The sequence below is a fragment of the Rhizobium phaseoli genome, assembly GCF_003985125.1.
Classification (GTDB): domain Bacteria; phylum Pseudomonadota; class Alphaproteobacteria; order Rhizobiales; family Rhizobiaceae; genus Rhizobium; species Rhizobium phaseoli.
Genome location: NZ_ML133573.1, coordinates 42149 through 61182, shown reverse-complemented (window position 1 = coordinate 61182; position 19034 = coordinate 42149). Strand labels below are relative to the sequence as shown.

At 61.8% G+C, this 19034-nt stretch carries 21 protein-coding genes; 9 read left to right on the top strand and 12 right to left on the bottom strand.

The genetic code is table 11. The features are described 5' to 3' along the window. Positions 1 to 190 precede the first annotated feature (190 nt). Complete coding sequence (gene xdhC, locus EFD56_RS16795) at positions 191 to 1003, top strand: xanthine dehydrogenase accessory protein XdhC (protein ID WP_126905861.1); 813 nt, start codon at positions 191 to 193, stop codon at positions 1001 to 1003. On the opposite strand, the gene EFD56_RS16790 is transcribed toward xdhC, so the two are convergent. Beyond that, a complete protein-coding gene (locus EFD56_RS16790; RefSeq protein ID WP_012484733.1) occupies positions 979 to 1173 on the bottom strand; it encodes a hypothetical protein in 195 nt (64 codons plus the stop codon). The genes xdhC and EFD56_RS16790 overlap by 25 nt on opposite strands. A gap of 101 nt (positions 1174 to 1274) precedes the next feature. On the opposite strand from EFD56_RS16790, the gene gcvA reads away from it, so the two are divergent. Beyond that, a complete protein-coding gene (gene gcvA, locus EFD56_RS16785) occupies positions 1275 to 2171 on the top strand; it encodes a transcriptional regulator GcvA (protein WP_037140689.1) in 897 nt (298 codons plus the stop codon). A 55-nt stretch (positions 2172 to 2226) separates the two neighbouring features. On the opposite strand, the gene EFD56_RS16780 is transcribed toward gcvA, so the two are convergent. Continuing rightward, positions 2227 to 2559 carry a hypothetical protein gene (locus EFD56_RS16780; protein WP_004668678.1) on the bottom strand — a complete coding sequence of 111 codons (333 nt, stop codon included), beginning with the start codon at positions 2557 to 2559 and terminating at the stop codon, positions 2227 to 2229. Between the two features lie 162 nt (positions 2560 to 2721). Beyond that, on the bottom strand, positions 2722 to 3408 hold the full coding sequence (locus tag EFD56_RS16775; RefSeq protein ID WP_126905896.1) for a Type 1 glutamine amidotransferase-like domain-containing protein: 687 nt from the start codon (positions 3406 to 3408) through the stop codon (positions 2722 to 2724). Positions 3409 to 3532: 124 nt separating this feature from the next. Here EFD56_RS16775 and puuD point away from each other — a divergent pair, with 124 nt between their 5' ends. The 3 genes from puuD (at position 3533) to EFD56_RS16760 (ending at position 7369) form a co-directional block, all read left to right on the top strand. Then, entirely contained in the window at positions 3533 to 4771 is a 1239-nt protein-coding gene (puuD, locus tag EFD56_RS16770) for a urate hydroxylase PuuD (RefSeq protein ID WP_126905860.1), read from the top strand. Then, entirely contained in the window at positions 4768 to 6078 is a 1311-nt protein-coding gene (guaD, locus tag EFD56_RS16765) for a guanine deaminase (protein WP_126905859.1), read from the top strand. The genes puuD and guaD overlap by 4 nt, the downstream gene beginning before the upstream one ends. A 148-nt stretch (positions 6079 to 6226) precedes the next feature. Then, a complete protein-coding gene (locus tag EFD56_RS16760; RefSeq protein ID WP_126905858.1) occupies positions 6227 to 7369 on the top strand; it encodes an alpha-hydroxy acid oxidase in 1143 nt (380 codons plus the stop codon). Positions 7370 to 7440: 71 nt separating this feature from the next. Here EFD56_RS16760 and EFD56_RS16755 read toward each other — a convergent pair whose 3' ends face one another. Genes EFD56_RS16755 through EFD56_RS16745 form a run of 3 tightly spaced genes read right to left on the bottom strand, consistent with a single transcriptional unit; the run spans position 7441 to position 11001 of the window. After that, positions 7441 to 7881 carry a hypothetical protein gene (locus EFD56_RS16755; RefSeq protein WP_126905857.1) on the bottom strand — a complete coding sequence of 147 codons (441 nt, stop codon included), beginning with the start codon at positions 7879 to 7881 and terminating at the stop codon, positions 7441 to 7443. After that, positions 7878 to 9206, bottom strand: coding sequence for a phosphatase PAP2/dual specificity phosphatase family protein (locus EFD56_RS16750; protein WP_126905856.1), 1329 nt, complete (start codon positions 9204 to 9206; stop codon positions 7878 to 7880). Before EFD56_RS16750 ends, EFD56_RS16755 begins: the two co-directional genes overlap by 4 nt. Before the next feature lie 10 nt (positions 9207 to 9216). After that, positions 9217 to 11001, bottom strand: coding sequence for a bifunctional alpha/beta hydrolase/class I SAM-dependent methyltransferase (locus EFD56_RS16745; protein ID WP_126905855.1), 1785 nt, complete (start codon positions 10999 to 11001; stop codon positions 9217 to 9219). Positions 11002 to 11201: 200 nt separating this feature from the next. Here EFD56_RS16745 and EFD56_RS16740 point away from each other — a divergent pair, with 200 nt between their 5' ends. The 4 genes from EFD56_RS16740 (at position 11202) to EFD56_RS16725 (ending at position 15517) form a co-directional block, all read left to right on the top strand. Next, complete coding sequence (locus EFD56_RS16740) at positions 11202 to 11813, top strand: CDP-alcohol phosphatidyltransferase family protein (RefSeq protein WP_126905854.1); 612 nt, start codon at positions 11202 to 11204, stop codon at positions 11811 to 11813. Between the two features lie 193 nt (positions 11814 to 12006). Continuing rightward, on the top strand, positions 12007 to 13146 hold the full coding sequence (locus EFD56_RS16735) for a PspA/IM30 family protein (RefSeq protein WP_126905853.1): 1140 nt from the start codon (positions 12007 to 12009) through the stop codon (positions 13144 to 13146). Positions 13147 to 13151: 5 nt separating this feature from the next. Then, positions 13152 to 13799, top strand: coding sequence for an OB-fold-containig protein (locus EFD56_RS16730; RefSeq protein WP_037140739.1), 648 nt, complete (start codon positions 13152 to 13154; stop codon positions 13797 to 13799). Continuing rightward, entirely contained in the window at positions 13796 to 15517 is a 1722-nt protein-coding gene (locus EFD56_RS16725) for a flotillin family protein (RefSeq protein WP_037140742.1), read from the top strand. Before EFD56_RS16730 ends, EFD56_RS16725 begins: the two co-directional genes overlap by 4 nt. 127 nt (positions 15518 to 15644) lie before the next feature. On the opposite strand, the gene EFD56_RS16720 is transcribed toward EFD56_RS16725, so the two are convergent. The 6 genes from EFD56_RS16720 to puuE are packed head-to-tail and all read right to left on the bottom strand — an operon-like array spanning position 15645 to position 19027. After that, on the bottom strand, positions 15645 to 16385 hold the full coding sequence (locus EFD56_RS16720) for a metallophosphoesterase family protein (RefSeq protein WP_037140747.1): 741 nt from the start codon (positions 16383 to 16385) through the stop codon (positions 15645 to 15647). Next, a complete protein-coding gene (uraH, locus tag EFD56_RS16715) occupies positions 16386 to 16742 on the bottom strand; it encodes a hydroxyisourate hydrolase (protein ID WP_037140751.1) in 357 nt (118 codons plus the stop codon). After that, positions 16739 to 17239 (bottom strand): ureidoglycolate lyase, encoded by a 501-nt coding sequence (locus tag EFD56_RS16710; protein WP_037141803.1) that lies wholly within the window; start codon positions 17237 to 17239, stop codon positions 16739 to 16741. Before EFD56_RS16710 ends, uraH begins: the two co-directional genes overlap by 4 nt. A 5-nt stretch (positions 17240 to 17244) precedes the next feature. Then, entirely contained in the window at positions 17245 to 17607 is a 363-nt protein-coding gene (locus EFD56_RS16705; RefSeq protein ID WP_004668664.1) for a HepT-like ribonuclease domain-containing protein, read from the bottom strand. Beyond that, positions 17604 to 18104 (bottom strand): 2-oxo-4-hydroxy-4-carboxy-5-ureidoimidazoline decarboxylase, encoded by a 501-nt coding sequence (uraD, locus tag EFD56_RS16700; RefSeq protein WP_126905852.1) that lies wholly within the window; start codon positions 18102 to 18104, stop codon positions 17604 to 17606. The genes EFD56_RS16705 and uraD overlap by 4 nt, the downstream gene beginning before the upstream one ends. Next, the gene (puuE, locus tag EFD56_RS16695; RefSeq protein WP_126905851.1) at positions 18104 to 19027 is read right to left on the bottom strand and encodes an allantoinase PuuE; all 924 of its coding nucleotides are present in this window, start codon (positions 19025 to 19027) and stop codon (positions 18104 to 18106) included. The genes uraD and puuE overlap by 1 nt, the downstream gene beginning before the upstream one ends. Positions 19028 to 19034 lie beyond the last annotated feature (7 nt).

Sequence of the window (19034 nt, the reverse complement as noted above, 5' to 3'; positions counted from 1 at the left end):
AGAAGAGGGAACAAGACGTTCGCGCCCCGCTCAAGCAAACCGCTGAACCTGCAGAAACTACATGTAAAAGCCTAGATGGGATCAACATGAGCGCGGCATTCTCCCTCTTCTCCCCAGCGGGGAGAAGGTGGCCCGAAGGGTCGGATGAGGGGGCCTTCGCGACATACTCCATAGGTCACGGGGCTATCCCATGACCGACCTCCCCACCTTCCTCACCGCCCACCCCTACAACATCCTTGTCGACATAACAGGCACCCAGGGCTCCACCCCGCGTGAAACCGGCACCTTCATGCTCGTCTCGCCGACCGCGCTCTGGGGCACGATCGGCGGCGGCCAGTTCGAATTCATGGCAATCGCGAATGCCCGGCAAATGCTGGCGGGAACCGGCGGCGCACCCACTATGGACATCCCGCTCGGCCCTGAGATCGGACAGTGCTGCGGTGGGCGTACACAGTTACGGTTCCGCCAACTGACGCCGACGTTGAAAGACCAGCTCGAAGCCAGACTTGCCGGCGAGATCGAGCGCCTGCCCGAGGTGCTTCTCTTCGGCGCCGGCCATGTCGGCCGCGCGCTGGCGGTGGCTCTTGCGCCGCTGCCGCTGTCGGTCACCGTCGTCGAAACCAGGCAGGAAGAGCTTGCCAACCTGCCGGCGCCGACGAAGACCCGGCTGGTGCCGATGCCGGAGGCCCTGGTGAAGGATATTCCCGCTGGCGGCGCAGCCGTCATCCTGACGCACGACCACGCGCTGGACTTCCTCATCGCCCGTGAAGCACTGGCAAGAGAAGATCTCGCCTATATCGGCATGATCGGTTCGGCGACCAAACGAGCCACCTTGGCAAGCTGGCTTTCCCGCGAAGGCGGCGAACGGGGCTCGATGGAGCGATTGACGCTGCCGATCGGCGGCTCGGCGGTCAGGGACAAACGCCCCGAAGTGATCGCCGCAATGACCGCCGCCGAAATCCTGACGGCGCTGGCGGCCTATCGCTTGCAGGCGTCCTCGTAAAACGGATCGCGTCCATCGAGAAAACCAAGATCGCGCTTGACGCGATCAGGCGCAGCGTCGAGATCGAGGCGGGGCAGCCGGCAGAAGCGGCCGACCAGCAGTGCGGCAAGACGCTTGAACACACCAATGCTCGGCTGCGAGCGCTTCTCGTCGATAGCAAAGCAATCCATGACATCACCTCGTCAGATTAATGGTATGAGTTGCAGTTTGCCGGTAAAAATGCTGCAATTCCAATCGAACGACCGTCTGCCTGCATCAAGAGAACTTATCCATGAAACTCTCGAAACAGTTTCCACTGAATGCGTTGCGCGTCTTCGAGGCCGCGGCTCGGCTGGGGAGCTTCACCAAGGCGGGTGACGAACTCGGCATGACGCAGACGGCGGTCAGCTACCAGATCAAGCTCTTGGAAGAGAATGTCGGCGAGCCGCTCTTCCTGCGCCGTCCCCGCCAGATCGCCTTGACCGAGACCGGCGAACGGCTGGCGCCGAAGGTGACTGAAGCCTTCGCCATGCTGCATGACGCGATGGCGACGGCCCGCGATAGCGTCGACGGTACCCTGGCCATCAGTTCCACCCATACGTTTGCCTCGAAATGGCTTGCGCCACGCCTCGGCTCCTTCCATTTGAAGCATCCGGCGATCGCGGTGCGCTTTCAGGCGAGTTCCGATATCATCGATTTCGCCCGCGAACAGATCGATGTCGGCATTCGCTGGGGCGACGGCAACTGGCCGGGGCTGGCGCTGCACCGGCTGATGGGGCTGGAGTTCACCCCGATGCTGAGCCCGAAATTGGCGGAGTCGGCAGGCGGCATCAAGGAACCGCGCGATCTCTTGAAGTTCGATCTCTTCGATGCCGGCGACGTTTGGTGGAAACAATGGTTCGAAGCCGCCGGCGTCACCGCGACGGATCTCGACCGGCGCCCGCGCAACCAACTTGGCTCACAGGCTGTCGAAGCCGATGCGGCAATCGCCGGCCACGGCGTAGCGATTCTCCATCCGGCCTTCTATGCGGCCGAGATCGCTCTCGGCCGGCTCTATCAGCCTTTCGAACTGACCCGCAGCGACGGTAAGGCTTACTGGCTCGTCTATCCGGAAAACCGTCGCAACGTGCCGAAGATCAAAGCCTTCCGCAACTGGATCCTCGAAGAGATGCAGGCGGCCGGTCATTAGTTCATCATGGATTGGACCCGGTTCATCAGCCGGGTCCACTATTGTGATATGCGTGTCAAAACCCCATCTCCGGCGCATAAAAACAGCGCGGCGTATCCTCGTTCGGAAACAGACAGAGATGATAGTCGTTGTCGCCGGATTGCATCGCCTTCGTCATCGGCAGCAGGAAGACATGTGCATGCGTGACCAGCCGGTGGTCGCCCGGCATTAGCGTCACACGATATCCGCCCGGCGTCACCGCCACGCTCTTCGAAGGGATCATCTGGCAGTCGCCATTATGGCTGTCGCCGTTGCAACAATAGGGGTCATAACTCCACCCCGAGGGTGCGTCGTGAGCCGTCGCCACCGACGCAAATGCAATCATCACACACGTCAGAATGCTGCGCATGGCATCTTCTCCGTCGATGAATGCGCCGCCGCTGATCCACTGTTCTTATTTCATTCCGGCGGCCTTAAACATAACTGTAACCGAATCGTCATGGTTTCAAGACCTGCTGTAATAGCAGGCCGAGTATAAGCCGGAGATAATGCACAGCCTTCTCGGCAGCTTTTAGGCACGGGACAGCATATCGACGATGCGGCGACGATCGGCAGCTTCGACAAAACCTCCGGAAATCATCAGCGGCGCGCCGAAGACTTCGACGAGCCCGTTGCCGACGATCAGTCCTTCGCCGTCCCGGCACGCGACAATGGGATTTGCCATAGTCTCACTGTAGCGCAGCAGCGCGGGGAGATAGCCGGGATCATCGTTCAGATGCGGAAAGAACTCGAAAGGCACCAGATCGAGAGCCGCGCCATCCCGCACAGCCTCCGGCGAACCGCCGGAAAACAGCGCGTCGGCTGCGATCGTCGGCGTCATCAAAATCGCCCCGGCGCTGGTACCGACGAGAATGCCGTCATCCAGCGCCCATGCGCGCAGCCTCTCCAGCATGCCGCTCTGGCGCAGCCGTCTCAGGAAATCGCCGGTGTGGCCGCCGGTCAGATGAATGGCGTTACAGGAAAACAGCCGGCCGATCTGGTCGTCGCCGGCAAGCGCGTCGAGATCGACGAAGGGATCGAGAGAAAGCCCATAGTTGAGATAATACTGCCGTTTTTCATCGAAGAACTCGCGCTGCGGCTCCGGAGCGGAGGCGATATAGCCGATGCGGATGCCGCGCGACAGAATGAGCGCGGCAAGCCGCCGGTCCATCGGCGCGTTTTCGGCGATGAGTTGATCGCTGTAAAGCGCGGTAATTATGCCATTCCTCCCCGGGTTCACCACCGTTGCCCAAATTGGCGTCCTGTGCGGTTCTTCAATCTCCTCTTCCCTCCCCGTCAAAATTTCCGCAATGTCGCGAGTCGGAGGAAGTTAGGGGAATTCGATGTATGAATATGCCATAGCATGGGAATGGCTGGCCTTCGCGGCACGCTGGTTCCATGTCATCACCGCGATCGCCTGGATCGGATCGTCCTTTTATTTCATCGCGCTCGATCTCGGCCTGGTGAAACGGCCGCACCTGCCGCCCGGCGCCTATGGCGAGGAATGGCAGGTCCATGGCGGCGGCTTCTATCATATCCAGAAATATCTGGTGGCGCCCGCGCAAATGCCGGAGCACCTGACCTGGTTCAAATACGAAAGCTATTTCACCTGGATCTCCGGCTTTCTCATGCTCTGCATCGTCTATTACGGCGGTGCCGACCTCTTCCTCATTGACCGGCATGTGCTCGACATCACGCCGCCGGTCGCCATCGCGATCTCGCTGGCGTCCCTGGCTTTCGGCTGGCTGGTCTATGACCTGCTCTGCAAGTCCCCGCTTGGGCGCAACACCTGGGGGCTGATGGCGGTGCTCTATGCCGTGCTCGTCTTGATGGCTTGGGGCTATACGCAACTTTTCACCGGCCGCGCCGCCTTCCTGCATCTCGGCGCCTTCACCGCGACGATCATGTCGGCCAACGTCTTCATGATCATCATCCCCAACCAGAAGATCGTCGTTGCCGATCTCATCGCCGGCCGCACACCCGATCCCAAATACGGCCAGATCGCCAAGCAGCGTTCGCTGCACAACAACTACCTGACGCTGCCCGTCATCTTCTTCATGCTGTCGAACCACTATCCGCTCTCCTTCGGAACACAGTTCAATTGGGTGATCGCCGCTTTGGTCTTTCTGATGGGCGTCACCATCCGCCATTGGTTCAACACCACCCATGCCAGGAGGGGTCGACCGACCTGGACCTGGATCGTCACCGTCATTCTTTTCATCCTGATCATGTGGCTTTCCACGGTGCCGAAGCTGCTGACCGGCGAAAAGGATACGGCGGCGGTGGCGCCCGCCTTCCAGCAATTCGCCGGCGATCCGCATTTTCCCGCCGTCAAGCAACTGCTCGCGACGCGCTGTTCCATGTGCCACGCCGCCGAGCCTGTCTATGAAGGCATCGTGCGGCCGCCGAAAGAGGTGATGCTGGAAAACGATGCGGAAATTGCCGCCCATGCCCGCGAGATCTATATACAGGCGGGCCGCAGCCATGCCATGCCGCCCGGCAATATCACCGATATCACGCCGGACGAACGCAAGCTGCTCGTCGCCTGGTTCGAAAGCGCAGTCGAAGGCAAGAAACAATGACGACAACACTCCTGCGCGGCCGCCTGCTGTCCTTTCACCGAGCGCCACTGAGCCTGGCCGACAGCCAGAGCTATCTCTACGAGGAGGATGGCGGCCTGCTGATCGAAGACGGGCTGATCGCCGCAGCCGGCCCCTATGCCGACGTCAAGACGAAGGCCGCCGAAGGCACGGCCGAGATCGATCACCGGCCGCATCTGATCCTGCCCGGGCTCATCGACATGCATCTGCATTTTCCGCAGATGCAGGTGATCGCCTCCTATGCCGCCAACCTGCTCGAATGGCTGAACACCTACACCTTTCCCGAGGAATGCCGTTTTGTCGAAAGCGCGCATGCTGAGAGGATCGCCACGCATTTCTACGACGAGCTGATCCGCCACGGCACGACCACGGCGGTCGCCTATTGCTCCGTGCACAAGACCTCCGCCGACGCCTTCTTCGCCGAGGCGATGAAGCGCAACATGCGCATGGTGGGCGGCAAGGTGATGATGGACCGCAACGCCCCGCAGGGCCTGCTCGACACGCCGGAGATGGGTTATGACGAGACCCGCCAGGTAATCGCCGACTGGCACGGCAAGGGCCGCAACCACGTCGCCATCACCCCGCGCTTCGCCATCACCTCGACCCCGGCGCAGATGGCAGCGACGGCAGCGCTTGCCCGCGAATTTCCCGATCTGCACATTCAGACGCATCTGTCGGAAAATCACGACGAGATCAAATTCACCTGCGAGCTCTATCCCGACGCAATCGACTATACCGACATCTACGCCCGCTACGGCCTGCTCGGGCCAAAAAGCCTCTTCGGCCATGCCATCCACCTCTCGGAGCGTGAAGCCGATGTCATGAGCGAGACGGGTTCGGTCGCCGTCCACTGCCCGACCTCGAACCTCTTCCTCGGCTCCGGCCTGTTCCCGCTGAAGGCGCTGGCGCGGCGCGAAAAGCCGGTGCGCATCGGTGTGGCGACCGATATCGGCGGCGGTTCCAGCTATTCGATGCTGAAAACTATGGACGAGGCCTACAAGATCCAGCAGCTGCTGGGAGAGCGGCTGAACCCGCTGGAAAGCTATTACCTGATGACGCGCGGCAATGCCGAGGCGCTGTCGCTGGCCGACCGGATCGGCACGCTGGATCCCGGCACCGAAGCCGATCTCGTCGTCCTCGACGCGGCCGCGACTCCGGCCATGGCGCTGAAGATGGAAGCAGTGAAGACCCTGCCTGAAGAACTGTTCCTCTTGCAGACGATGGGCGACGACCGCGCGGTCGCCGAAACTTATGTGGCGGGTGTGGCTATGAAAGCGGGGCTTCGATGACACCTCGCTTGCTCCCAGAATGGGAGCATTCCGGCGACTCCACGCGACGACATTCTGTTGGATCTCCTCATTCAATCGATCCCCTCGCCAACTGTAGCCTGAAACGGCCAATTTCCCGTAGCCGCATTCAGATGTGAAGGTTCAATTCATGGCCACTCCGCTCACGATCGCCGATCTGAAAAAGCTTGCCCAGCGCCGCGTGCCGAAGATGTTTTTCGACTATGCGGATTCGGGTGCCTGGACGGAATCCACATATCAGGCGAATGAGAGCGATTTCAGCCGGATCAAGCTGCGCCAACGGGTTTTGGTCGACATGAGCGACCGCACGCTGGAAACGACGATGATCGGTCAGAAAGTGTCGATGCCGGTGGCCTTGGCGCCGACCGGCCTGACCGGCATGCAGTATGCCGATGGCGAGATGCTGGCGGCGCGCGCTGCCGAGGAGTTTGGCGTCCCCTTCACCCTGTCGACGATGAGCATCTGCTCGATCGAGGACGTCGCATCGGTGACGACGCGCCCCTTCTGGTTCCAGCTCTACGTCATGCGGGACAAGGATTTCGTCCTCGGCCTGATCAGCCGTGCCAAGGCCGCCAAATGCTCGGCGCTGGTGTTGACGGCCGACCTGCAGATCCTCGGCCAGCGTCATAAGGACCTGCGCAACGGCCTGTCGGCACCGCCGAGATTCACGCCGAAACACCTCTGGCAGATGGCGAGCAGGCCGTTCTGGTGCCTGGATATGCTGCAGACCAAACGCCGCACCTTCGGCAACATCATCGGCCATGCGAAAAATGTCTCCAACATCACCTCGCTTGCCGCATGGACGCACGAACAGTTCGACCCGCGTCTTTCCTGGGCCGATGTCGCCTGGATCAAGGAGCAATGGGGCGGGCCGTTGATCATCAAGGGCGTGCTCGACCCGGAGGACGCCCGAGCAGCCGCCGATACCGGCGCCGATGCGATCGTCGTCTCCAATCACGGCGGTCGCCAGCTTGACGGCGCCCCCTCCTCGATCAGCATGCTGCCCGCCATCGTCGATGCCGTCGGTGACCGCATGGAAATCCATCTCGACGGCGGCATCCGCTCCGGCCAGGACGTGCTGAAAGCCGTGGCCCTCGGCGCCAAAGGCACCTATATCGGCCGCCCCTTCCTCTACGGGCTCGGCGCCATGGGCAAGGAGGGCGTCACGCTGGCGCTCGGCATCATCCGCAAGGAGATGGATATCACCATGGCGCTCTGCGGCAAACGCGATATCAACGACGTGAACGCGTCGATCATATCGCCGCAAGGCTGAAGCCGAGAAATCGGCACCGGCTGAACGCGACGAGGCGGGCAAGCCCCGCGGGACACGCAACGGCGTGCGGTTCAGCCCGGCGGCTGGCCGGCGCTCGCATTGAGCTGAAGGATCGCGAAAATCACGAGATAGAGGGCGAGCGCAAATCGCTGCTGCCAGACGATGCGGCGAGATCCGGCAATCCGCTTCTCGAGGCCAGGCGGCGTCCTGTCAGGCTTGCGAAGCTGCATCCGGGACAGCAGGTCGTCCACGGCGGCAAGGCCGGCAGCCTCCGTCTCGTGGCTCGACGCGAGGCGAAACAACAGCGCATCGAAGAGAAGATGGACCGCCAGCGCAAGCACGATCCCGCAGAAAACCAGCATCAAGAGCCAGCCGAGCGTTGGGGCGAAACCTCGATATCCCACGGTGATCGGACCGGCAATCAGTGGCAACAGCGCCGTCAGCCCGCAGAATATTGCATCGCGGCCGAGATTTCGCGCCGCCGCGGAGGCCGCGGTTTGCCACTGCGTCATTGCACGCCCTCCGTCGCAGCATGGATCGTTTCCGCGGGCAGATAAACACGCCGCCCCGCGCGTTCGATCAGCTGCAACGCTTCGACTGGGTTCTCGCAACGTCGGCTGCCGACCAGCCAACTGACGATGACGCAGGCGCTCCGCTGGAAACCGAGCGCGCAGCAGACGAGGACCGGTCCCTGGTGGCGCGCAGCCTCGATGACATCGGCCGCGGCTCGCGCCTGGATCTTGTCGAGGCCGGTGAGATCGAGGGCGGGAAAGCTGCACCAGCGCGCAAGCGTCCCGCTCGGGCGCTGAAATTCACCGGTCATGTCGATCACCGTGGCAAAACGGTCGGCCTCGTCGCGACGGGGAAAACGACCGAGATGGACGCCATCGGCAATCACCACGGATGCCGGCATTTTGCGCGTCCAGAGCCAAACGTTGATGGTCGCGCCGAGCCGGTAGGGTGCCAGTAGCCAGCGGCTGGCAAGCGCGGCCCGGCCATCGGCGCTTTTCTGGAATATCTGCGGGCCGGCGCCGAAATATCCGACCGCGACGATCGCCAGCGCAACGGCCGGCCAGAGCAACAGAAGTGCCGCGGCGGTCAGAGAGATGCAGAGCGCCGCAAGGACGAGAAATACGACAGCACAAGCCAGATAGCAGATGCCAAGTCGGCGCGACTTTGGATCGCCGTTCAAAGTGAAATTTGCAAGAGGGGAAGCAGCATCGCGCGGAAAAAGCCAGGCGGCGAACAGACCAAGCAAAATACCGGTCGGTATGTCCATGACGTGATGCTGCCACGTCGTCAGCACGGAGGCTCCAATCAGGAAACACCAGACGTGCCAGAGAAGCCGCGCTTGGCGCGGCAACCGGCAGCGCAGATGGTCCCAGATCACCACCAGCAGCGCGACATGCAGCGACGGCGCCTGGTTGAACGGCTTGTCGAAACCACCGAGGACGGCGAACATGAAACCGGGCAGGCCGCTCGTGGCCGGCCGTACGAAGGTTGCTTCGAGCGGAAACGCGATGAAGCAGACAATCGCGATTATCTGGATCGTTAGATAACGCCTTGCGAGCATATCCACATCGCGCGGCGTCGTGTTGATCAACAGGCAGAGTCCGTAGAACAGGTTGATCGACCAGTATGGAATGATCGTCCACGCCAGGAACGGAATGGCCCTTTCCCATGCGAAGGCGATGTTCGGCACGTGAGCGCGTTGCGAAGCCAGCCAGTTGGCGCCGCCATAGGTCAGATAGAAGAACGGCGCCAGGAAGGCGAGCCAGAGCGCCGCCCGCTTCAGGACCGGCGCTGATCGGGAAAGAGGAGAACCTGCCTGCCCCATCGGCTTGCCCTCAAATTCTTTCCGCCAGCGAGACGGTGAAAATGCCCCACTGGTCGATGCGCTGTTCGAGCTTGCGGAAACCGGCTGCGGCGACCAGTTGGTCCATTTCTTCTTGCGTCCGCCGCCGCATCACCCATGCTTGGCCGCCGCGGTGGGAGGTCAGGGCGCGGGCGATCATCTCCAGCTGTGGATGCCATGGCTGGTTGGTGTAGATGAGCAGACCGCCGGGCTGCATCGCGCGGGCGATCCCGTTGAGCGACGTTGCGATCATCCTATTGTCGGAGAAAAGCTCGTAAAGGCCGGAGACGATTGCGAGATCCGGAGCCGGCGTGATTGCAGCCAGCCCCTCGCCGTCAAAGGCATCCTGCTGGCGAAAGCTGACGAAATCATCGAGGTCGCGCGTGGCGATGCTGTTGCGGCCGGCGTCGACGTTGATGGGGGAATAATCCTGCAACCGCGCACTATCGGGGCGCACGCCAGCCGCCTCGATCGCATCAAGGACGTAACGTCCGTGCCCGGCCGCTATGTCGAGCATGTGGGTGCTGCGGCTCGCTGCTTTCAGGCGCTGCAGGCCATGCTCGATCAGTTCCTGCAAATGCAGCTTGCGCTGCCTGATGCCGCGCCAGCCGATCGCCTCGAGAAACACCTTGTCGATCAACCGCCCGCCGGGACCGAGCCCTCGCGGCTGGTTCTCATAGACGTAATCGAGCGTCGAGCCGGAATCGAAACCGGTCTTGACCCCAGTCTTTATGCCTTCCGACACCAGCGCGCCGAGCCTGATGTTGAGACGGCTGAGCGCCCAGTAGATGCCGCGGGGAGACGTGGCGTCGAGAGGGCTCGCGAGCCGGTCAGCCTCATCCTTGGTATAGCCCTGGACATGGGCAGCGCTAAGATCGGCAGGCGCCCGGGGCTCGGAAAACCGCGCATCGATAAAACGGCGGACCTCGGCGAGCGCAATCGCGCGATCCTTCTCACCGAGTGTGTCATGATAGAAGCCGGCAAGCACATGCCGCTCCTTGATGCAGCTGCCGAGATTTTCGTAGAAGCGGTGCTGCGGCGCGTGTCGCACCACCCAGTCACTGCCGGAGATCAGCAGTTGGGTCGGAACGGTGATGGCGCGGGCGTCTTCGACGACCCGGGCTGCCGCTTCATAAAGCTGCAACAGAATGTTGGAGGCAATCGGGCGTGTGATCAGCGGGTCTGCTTCAAAGGAGGCGATGCGCTCGGGATCATGCGTCAGAAACCGCGCCTTGACATAGGAATTGACGAAGAATTTCCCTTTGAGCTTTTCCCAGAGTGCAATGCCTTCCCTGGCAAAAGGCACGTAGAGCTTGACGCTGAAGGCCGGTGAGGCGAGCACGAGCCCACGGATTTGCGGCGCATAATCGTGCACCCAGGTGGTGGCGAGGACAGCGCCGACGCTCTGCGCGATGACCGCGATGTTTTCAATGGCAGTGCCGCTCGTCTCGCTGACATGGCGGACGAAGCAATCGAGGTCACGTACCGACGCCGCGAAGGATGGCGAGTAGCCGCGCTCGCCCGGCGAGCGCCCATGGCCGCGTGCGTCCCAGGCGTAGAAGGCAAAATCATCGAGGCCGAGCTCGGTGGCAAGATGGGCGACGCGGCCGCTGTGCTCGTGACCGCGATGGAGAAGAATGATTGCACCCTTCGGTGCCGCACTGGTCGCAGGCCATGTCCGATAAAATAGTCGCGTGCCATCGTGCGACACGAATTCGGATTCACGCATCGGCCTCACGCTCGGGGACGGTTGCCAACTGTCGGCGGCTTCCAGCACGGTCTACTCCAATTCTGATCGATTGATGGGTTGCAACTACTGGCGGAAACAATGATTTGCATTCATTGCAAAAGTCTAGTCGCAAATGTAAGCCCTGTACGAGAACCGATATGAAGTATCGGCTTCCCCACAAGGATGACGTTCTGCATTGCCGGAACTGGGATAGATTTTCTGACGCCACGAAACTCCACCGAGGTAGCATGTCTGTTTATCAATTGAAGTCCCGGTTTCAGAACATCCTTCGCCCTCTGGTGCGCGCGTTGGCGGCTCGAGGCGTCACCGCCAATCAGGTGACATCAGTTGCCGCGGCCGTCTCGGTTGCACTTGGCGTTTTCTTGAGCGTTGTTCCGCTGCCGCAGTGGTTCCTGCTGGTGCCAATCTGGTTTCTCCTGCGCATGGGCCTCAATGCCATTGACGGCATGCTCGCGCGCGAACACGGGCAGAAGAGCATTTTGGGCGCGTATCTCAACGAGATCGGCGATGTCGTGTCGGATATTGCTCTGTATCTGCCGTTTGCGCTGATCGATCCGAACGGCCCGATGCCGGCAATGGCTGTGATATTCCTCTCGGTGTTGACGGAATTTGCCGGCGTATTGGGTCAAACGGTCGGCGCAAGCCGGCGTTACGACGGGCCACTGGGCAAGAGCGACCGTGCAGTAGTTTTCGGTGCGCTCGGCATCTTTGTCGCCGTTGGCGGTACGTTTGCAGCCTGGACTGCGTGGCTTTGGGCAGTGATGGCGCTCCTTCTCGTATGGACGATCGTCAATCGTATCAGCGCCGGCATTCGCGAGGCGCGCACGGCCGCTCAATAGGAAGCGGAGCCGATCTGCTGCCTTTCTTCCCCTGACAACGTCATCCGGAAACTGAGTCGAACGCTGCTTTTTGCGAGCTGCTTGGCAAGCACATCTTCTGATCCTCCATCCCTCCAACCGCACCTTGAACAAAGGTTGTATTTATTTGCACCCCCTTCTTGAAAGCACAAAAGCGGTGCTTTATGTTTTATCCATGGCACCGACGAGCAAGACACCGCATCCATCGCTATTGCGCTACCAGCTGGCGCCTGACGATCAGGCCCGGCAGGCGCTGGACGACACCATTGCCGCCTATCGCAAGATGATCGACATCCTGAGCGAGCTCATCGACGACAAGGCCGGCGCCAATCTCGTCGTCCTGCATGATCTGGCCTATGAGACCGTCCGCGAGCAGACGGGCCTGCCGGCGCGGCTGGTGACGCTCGGCCTTCGCGATTTCGCCGCCAATCGGGGCGTTATCCCCGAGCCTCTGCAGCTGCCGCTCGACGACAAGCTCTTCGCCATAAAAGGCCCCTCGGACCTGACCATCGCCACGGTGCACGGGCGCGTTGCCGTGCCTTTCGATGTCGCCGGTTATTCCAGGGGATGGGAGAGTATTTTTCCCGCATACCTTGTAGCGAACCACGATCGCTACGAGATTAACATCGGCGTCACGCCGAATTCCGCTCGGATGGAGGAAAACATGACGAATGAAGGCATTCTTTCACGCATGGGTCGCCTGATCGCGGGCATCGCCAATGCAGCGATCGACAAAGCGGAAGGCGCCAACAAGATCGCCGTCATCGAACAGGCGATCCGTGAGATCGACGCGGCGGCGGAGGAAGCCCGCGCCGATCTCGGTAGGGCGCGGGCCGAGGAATACCGCATCCAGAGCCGCAAGGACGAAATCGTCGAAGACATGAATGCCCTCGATGAGAAGATCCGCCTGGCCATCACCTCGCATCGCGAAGACCTCGCAAAGGCCGGCGTTGCTCGTCAGATCGATCTCGAATCCCAGATCGCAGCACTCGACAAGGCGCTGGCCGATGCGAGCGAGCAGGTGGATGAGGGCCAGAAAGCCCTGCAGGCGGTGCTCGCCACCCGCCGCGAGGCCGACGCCCGCCTTGCCGATTTCAAGCGCAGCATCGCCAGGCATCCCGAAGAGGCTCTGGCCGGCCACGGCAGGCCGACGCCGGGCGCCGGTGCTGCCCGCGCCGCCGCGGCGGTCTCGCGGCTGACCGGCGTTCCATCCGGCGAAAACGCTCACAGTTCCGAACTAGACGAACTCGACCGATTGCACCGCGAGCAGGCGATCGAAGCCCGCCTTGCGCGTTTCAAGGCGGATAACCGGTAACGCCGATGGGACTTTTTCTCGCTCCTGAATGCCTTCCCTTCGCGATCGCCGCCGCCGTGCTTGCCGGCCTCACCGTGATCGAGATGCTCGCGACCGTCATGGGTTTTTCGATCACGGAGCTTCTCGGAAAACCGGATTTCAACGGCCATGACGGTTTTGCCGGTTACCTCTCCTGGCTCAATGTCGGCGGCGTCCCCCTGCTCATTCTCCTGATGATGGCGCTCGGCTTCTTCGCTATTGCCGGTTTTGCAGTACAGGCGGTCGCCGGCGCGTTCTGGGCGCCGCTGCCGGCCGCCGTCGCCGTCGTTCCCGCCTTGACGGTCACCTTCCCCATGGTCAGGGCATCGAGCCGGACGGTGGCGCGGATCGTCCCGCACGACGAGACCTATGCCGTCGATCTCGACACCCTCATCGGCCGGACCGGAGAAGTGTCGCTTGGGCCGCTCGACCAGGGACTGCCCGGCCGCGTCCGGGTCAAGGACCAGCACGGGAACTGGCATGTTCTGAGAGCCAAGGCGGCCAAGGGCCAGGAGCCGCTGAAGATCGGCACGCAGGTTCTCCTCGTCGATCGCAAGGCAGATGTGTTTATCGCTATTCCAGCACTGATGGATCCCATCGGTGCAAACAATCAATCTTTCAGGGAGCAGCCATGATGTACGACATTCTTCTACCGGCCGGCATTAGCATCGTTCTGATCTTCGGCATCGGCTTTGTTCTCGCCTCGCTTTACACGCGCTCCAGCCGTGACGAGGCCTATGTCCGCACCGGTCTCGGCGGTCAGAAAGTCGTGCTCGACGGCGGCTCTGTCGTCCTGCCGATCTTCCACTCGATCGCCAGGGTAAACCTGAAGACGCTGCGCCTCGAAGTCCGCCGCGGCGAAGGCGATGCGCTCATCACCAAGGACCGCATGCGGGTCGATATCGGCGCCGAATTCTATGTGCGTGTGAAGCCGGACGCCTCCTCGATCGCGCTTGCCGCCCAGACGCTCGGCAGCCGCACCAATGACGCCGAGGCACTGCGCATCCTGATCGAGGCGAAATTCGTCGACGGCCTTCGCTCGGTCGCAGCGACGATGAACCTCGACGCGTTGCAGGAGCAGCGCATGGATTTCGTCAAGGCGGTGCAGGAAGCGGTGGGCGCCGATCTCCAATCGAACGGTCTCGAACTCGAATCCGTGTCGCTGACGCGCCTCGACCAGACCGATATCAAGCATTTCAACGCCAACAACTTCTTCGATGCACAGGGTCTGGCGGCACTGACCCGCATCACCGAGAGCCGCAAGAAGGAGCGCAACGAAATCGTCCGCGACACCGAAGTCGCCATTGCGCAGAAGGATCTCGAGGCCCGCCAGCAGTCGCTCGCCATCGAGCGGACGAAGCGGGAAGCCGAGCTCAGCCAGGAACGCGACATCGCCAATAAATCCGCCGCGACGCGCGCCGAAACCGCTCAGCAGGAGCAAGCGGCAAAACGTGCCGAAGAGGAAGCCCGCATCGCCTCCGAGCAGGCGATCGCCGAACGCGAGGCAGCTGCCAAGCAAGCCCGCGAAAGCGCGAACATCGATGCGGCCCGCGCCGTCCAGCAGCGTGATACCGAAGCCAAGCGCGACCTTCAGATCGTCGCCCAGGAAAGCGCCATCGCCGTTGCCAACAAGAGCCGCGAAGAGTCCGAGGCGAAGGCGGCTGCCGAAACGGCCCGCGCTACCGCGATCGCGGCAGAGGAAAAGGTCGGCACCGCCAAGGCGATCGAGATCGCCGAACGCGAAAAGCAGATCGCCGTGATCGACGCGCGCAAGAAAGCCGAAACCGAAGCGACTGCCGTAACGGTCGGCGCCGAGGCCGAGAAGCAGGCTGCAATCGACCAGGCGGAAGCCATCAAGACGCTCGCGACCGCCGAAGCGGATGCGGCGATCATCAAGGCAAAGGGCATTCTCGAAACCGGCCGGGCTCAAGCTGAAAGCGAGGCCCTGCTCAACGAGGCCCGCAACAAGCTCAGCCAGACCATCATCGAGTTCGAAATCACCCGCGAGCGCATTCGCATCATTCCCGAAGCGCTTGCCGAGGCGGTCAAGCCGATCGAAAAGATCTCCGACATCAGGATCTTCGACACCGGTGGCATGCTCGGCCGCGGCGGCGCGAACGGCGACAGCGGTATCGGCATGGGCGACGGGCTGGCCGGTCAGCTGCTCGCCTACCAGGCCAACAAGCCGATCCTCGACAAGCTGTTGAAGGAGGCGGGCTTTGAAGGCGATAATGCGATTTCATCCCTGCTTGGCAATCTCGACAGCGCCAAGCCCGCCGCCTCGCCCGTCGTACCGGCCGCGCCCGCCGCACCGGCGCAGGCGGTTATCGCCGCTGCACCTCCGAAGGAGTAATCTTCTGATGCATGTCGCTCGGAAGTGTACAGCGGTGACAACGACATGCATAAAAACAAAGAGCTAAAGCGCGTCGCATGAATCAAATTTGATGCGACGCGCTTTAATCATGCGCGAAACCGGCCGGCTACCGCAGCCAGCCGGTCGCCAGCCCACTCGCCCAGTCGGGCCGGCGGTTTTCCGCCGCCAGTCTCGACATCACAAGATTGTCATAGGCGACGTTCCGAAACTGCCACGTCCATCCCGCGGGCGCCTTTTCCAGAATGGCATAGCCGGCCAGCGGATGGCCGGCTTCGACCTTGTGGTAACAGGGCAGACTGTCGTCATAGGCTGGGCAGCCGACGCTGCCGGGATTGACGATCAGCCGGCCGTCGGAGAGACGAACAGCGCGCGGGAGATGGCTGTGGCCGCAGAGGATCAGCGGCAGGTCGATACCCTCGGCCAGCGCCTCGATCGCTTCGATCGGCTTCGGGAAAACAATGCCCTCTGGCGAGACGGACTCCAGCCAGTAGAGATTGTCGTCTTTCGGCGTTGCATGGCAGAGATAGACCTCGCCGCGATAGACGGCATCGACTGGCAGGCTGCGCAGCCAGTCGAGCTGCGATGGCGACAATTGCCGATAGGCCGCCGCATCCGAAGCATGCATGGAAGCTGCATCCTGCTCGATCAGATACCGGTCGTGATTGCCGCGCACCGTGGTCAGGCCGAGCGGCATCAGCAGATCCGCTGTTCGGCCTGCCTCCAGCGGTCCGCTGAAGACATCACCGAGATTGACGATCTCCCTAATGCCTTCCGCGCGAATATCGGCGAGCACCGCCTCGAGCGCCAGGTGGTTGCCGTGGATATCGGCGATGGCGGCAAAGCGCATTTAACTGCCTCGATAAGTGGAATAACCGTACGGCGAGATCAGCAGCGGCACATGGTAATGCGCCGTGACGTCGGCAATGCCGAAACGGATCGGCACGAGATCAAGGAACGCCGGATGCGGCAGCGGCGTGCCGCAGGCTCTCAGATAGTCGCCGGCGTGGAAGACCAGTTCATAGGTTCCCACGTGGAAGCTTTCGCCTGATAGAATCGGGCCGCCGTCGACCCGGCCGTCGGCATTGGTCTCGACCGTCTTCAGATGTCTGCGGATCTCGCCGTCGAGTTGGAAAAGGTCGATCCTCAGGCCTGCTGCCGGCTTGCCGAGGGCAGTGTCGAGAACATGGGTGGTCAGTCCGGTCATGGGGCTGGCTCTTTGATGACAAACGGGGTTTCGAAGAAGAATTCTTCCAGATTGTTGCCTGGTCCGTCGCGATCGACGACCAGGAAATCGGAGGTCTGGCCAAGCGCCATCAGCGGATGATGCCAGACGTTACGGTGGTAATTCACCCCCTGATCTCCGCGCGCCAGAAACACCTGCGGCTGGCCGGGGCGCCCGTTTTCGTCCTCGGAGACCACGACGAGGAAGGGTCGGCCGGAAACCGGCGAGAAGCTCTGGCTGCCGAAAGGATGACGTTCCATCATATCGACATTATACGGGAAGCTGCGCGGCTGGCCGCGAAACAGATTGATGATGACGCGCGCGCCCTCGCCCACCACCTCCGCCGCGGCCAGCGCGTGAAAACGCTCGGTCGTGCCGCCATTGATCAGCCGCATCGAGATCGGATCGGCTTCGATCACCTCGCCGAAAGGAGCGAAGGCCGATCTGGTCAATGGACGGATGTCGAGAAATTCGGGCAACGGCTTCACTCGCCTTCGGCATGCCAATGACGAATGGCATCGATCTCGACAAGGAGTTCCGGCAGCGTGCGGTAGGTGGCCTCCCAGATGTCGGAGGGATCGAGGGCGAAGACGTCTTCGAGGATCCGGTTGCCGGTGCCGCAGATTTTCGTCCATGGCAAAGTGGGATGCTCGGTGGCGAATTCCGGATGGGTTACGAGCAGACGGGACGCAGCCGCGCCGATGGTGAAATGACAGAAGGCAACCGCCTTGAACGTGAGATTGTCCTCGGCGAAAGCCGCCTCATCCATTCCGCCGACAAAATATAGCGCTTCGGCTGCCGCCTTCTGCATTTCATTGAGGTAGTCGATAGCACGATGCTCGCTCATTCGCCCTCCGGCAACATCGATGTCAGGCGCAGCAGGGCGATCCGTTCGACCTGCGCCGTCGCGGTCGCGAATTCTTCATCCAGGCCATTGCCGATCCGGGTTTCGAAGGCCGAAAGGATATCGTCCTTGCCGAGCCCCTTGACGGCGATGATGAACGGAAAGCCGAATTTTCCGACATAGGCCGAATTGAGTTCACTGAAGCGGGCATGCTCCTCCGGGCTCAGACGGTCGAGACCGGCGCCAGCCTGCTCCTTCCGGCTGTCCTCTGTGAGTTCGCCTGCGATCGCCAGACGACCGGCAAGATCCGGATGGGCTCGGAGCACGCCGAGACGCTCTTCCCGGCTTGCCGCGCGGAAGACGGCGGCTAGCGCCGCATGCACGCCTGATGGCGTCAGCGGCTCCGTGACGCTGCCGGCATCATAGGCACGCTCGGCGATAAAAGGCGAATGTTCGAAGACGCCGCCGAAGCGGGAGACGAAATCCTCGCGCGACAGCATCAGATCGCGTCCGGTTGGTGATGCTGGTGCCAGTGCTCGGCAATCTCGATGCGACGCGGGATCCAGACCTTGTCGTGCTTCAGCACATATTCGATGAAGCGCTTCAGCGCCGCCGCCCGGCCGGGACGCCCGACGAGACGGCAATGCAGGCCGACGGACATCATCTTCGGGCTGCCCGCCTTGCCTTCCTCATAAAGCGTGTCGAAAGCATCCTTTAGATAGGTGAAGAACTGATCGCCCGCGTTGAAGCCCTGCGGCGTGGCAAAACGCATGTCGTTGGTTTCGAGCGTATAGGGAATGATCAGGAAGGGTTTCCCGTCGACGCCCTTCACCCAGTAAGGCAGGTCGTCGGCATAGGAATCGGAGGAATAGAGGAAACCGCCCTCCTCCTGCACCAGCCGCAGCGTATTGTCGGAGGGCTTGCCCTGATACATGCCATAGGGCCGCTCGCCGGTCAGTTCGGTGTGCAGGCGCACGGCTTCGAGAATATGCTTGCGCTCGAGATCCTCGGGGAAATCCTTGTATTCCAGCCAGCGGTAGCCATGGCTGGCGATCTCCCAACCGGCCTCCTTCATCGCCGCGACGGCTTCCGGGTTGCGGGCCATCGCCAGCGTCACGCCGTAGACGGTCGCCTGAACCTTGAGATCGGTGAACATCCGCCAGAGCCGCCAGAAGCCGGCCCGCGAACCATATTCATAGATCGATTCCATATTGAGATTGCGCTGTCCCGGCCAGGCAGCCGTGCCGACGATCTCCGATAGCAGATTTTCGGACGCCGGATCACCATCGAGGATCGAGCTCTCACCACCCTCCTCGTAATTGATGACGAACTGCACGGCAACGCGTGCCTCGTCCGGCCATTTCGGATCGGGCGTCTGACGCCCGTAGCCGACGAGATTGCGCGGATAACTCTCAGATACCATCAAATCA

Excerpts from the sequence above, each read along its gene's own strand:
- xdhC (WP_126905861.1), top strand. The coding sequence starts at position 191 with ATGACCGACCTCCCCACCTTCCTCACCGCCCACCCCTACAACATCCTT.
- EFD56_RS16790 (WP_012484733.1), bottom strand. The coding sequence starts at position 1,173 with ATGGATTGCTTTGCTATCGACGAGAAGCGCTCGCAGCCGAGCATTGGT.
- gcvA (WP_037140689.1), top strand. The coding sequence starts at position 1,275 with ATGAAACTCTCGAAACAGTTTCCACTGAATGCGTTGCGCGTCTTCGAG.
- EFD56_RS16780 (WP_004668678.1), bottom strand. The coding sequence starts at position 2,559 with ATGCGCAGCATTCTGACGTGTGTGATGATTGCATTTGCGTCGGTGGCG.
- puuD (WP_126905860.1), top strand. The coding sequence starts at position 3,533 with ATGTATGAATATGCCATAGCATGGGAATGGCTGGCCTTCGCGGCACGC.
- guaD (WP_126905859.1), top strand. The coding sequence starts at position 4,768 with ATGACGACAACACTCCTGCGCGGCCGCCTGCTGTCCTTTCACCGAGCG.
- EFD56_RS16760 (WP_126905858.1), top strand. The coding sequence starts at position 6,227 with ATGGCCACTCCGCTCACGATCGCCGATCTGAAAAAGCTTGCCCAGCGC.
- EFD56_RS16755 (WP_126905857.1), bottom strand. The coding sequence starts at position 7,881 with ATGACGCAGTGGCAAACCGCGGCCTCCGCGGCGGCGCGAAATCTCGGC.
- EFD56_RS16750 (WP_126905856.1), bottom strand. The coding sequence starts at position 9,206 with ATGGGGCAGGCAGGTTCTCCTCTTTCCCGATCAGCGCCGGTCCTGAAG.
- EFD56_RS16740 (WP_126905854.1), top strand. The coding sequence starts at position 11,202 with ATGTCTGTTTATCAATTGAAGTCCCGGTTTCAGAACATCCTTCGCCCT.
- EFD56_RS16735 (WP_126905853.1), top strand. The coding sequence starts at position 12,007 with ATGGCACCGACGAGCAAGACACCGCATCCATCGCTATTGCGCTACCAG.
- EFD56_RS16730 (WP_037140739.1), top strand. The coding sequence starts at position 13,152 with ATGGGACTTTTTCTCGCTCCTGAATGCCTTCCCTTCGCGATCGCCGCC.
- EFD56_RS16725 (WP_037140742.1), top strand. The coding sequence starts at position 13,796 with ATGATGTACGACATTCTTCTACCGGCCGGCATTAGCATCGTTCTGATC.
- EFD56_RS16720 (WP_037140747.1), bottom strand. The coding sequence starts at position 16,385 with ATGCGCTTTGCCGCCATCGCCGATATCCACGGCAACCACCTGGCGCTC.
- uraH (WP_037140751.1), bottom strand. The coding sequence starts at position 16,742 with ATGACCGGACTGACCACCCATGTTCTCGACACTGCCCTCGGCAAGCCG.
- EFD56_RS16705 (WP_004668664.1), bottom strand. The coding sequence starts at position 17,607 with ATGAGCGAGCATCGTGCTATCGACTACCTCAATGAAATGCAGAAGGCG.
- uraD (WP_126905852.1), bottom strand. The coding sequence starts at position 18,104 with ATGCTGTCGCGCGAGGATTTCGTCTCCCGCTTCGGCGGCGTCTTCGAA.
- puuE (WP_126905851.1), bottom strand. The coding sequence starts at position 19,027 with ATGGTATCTGAGAGTTATCCGCGCAATCTCGTCGGCTACGGGCGTCAG.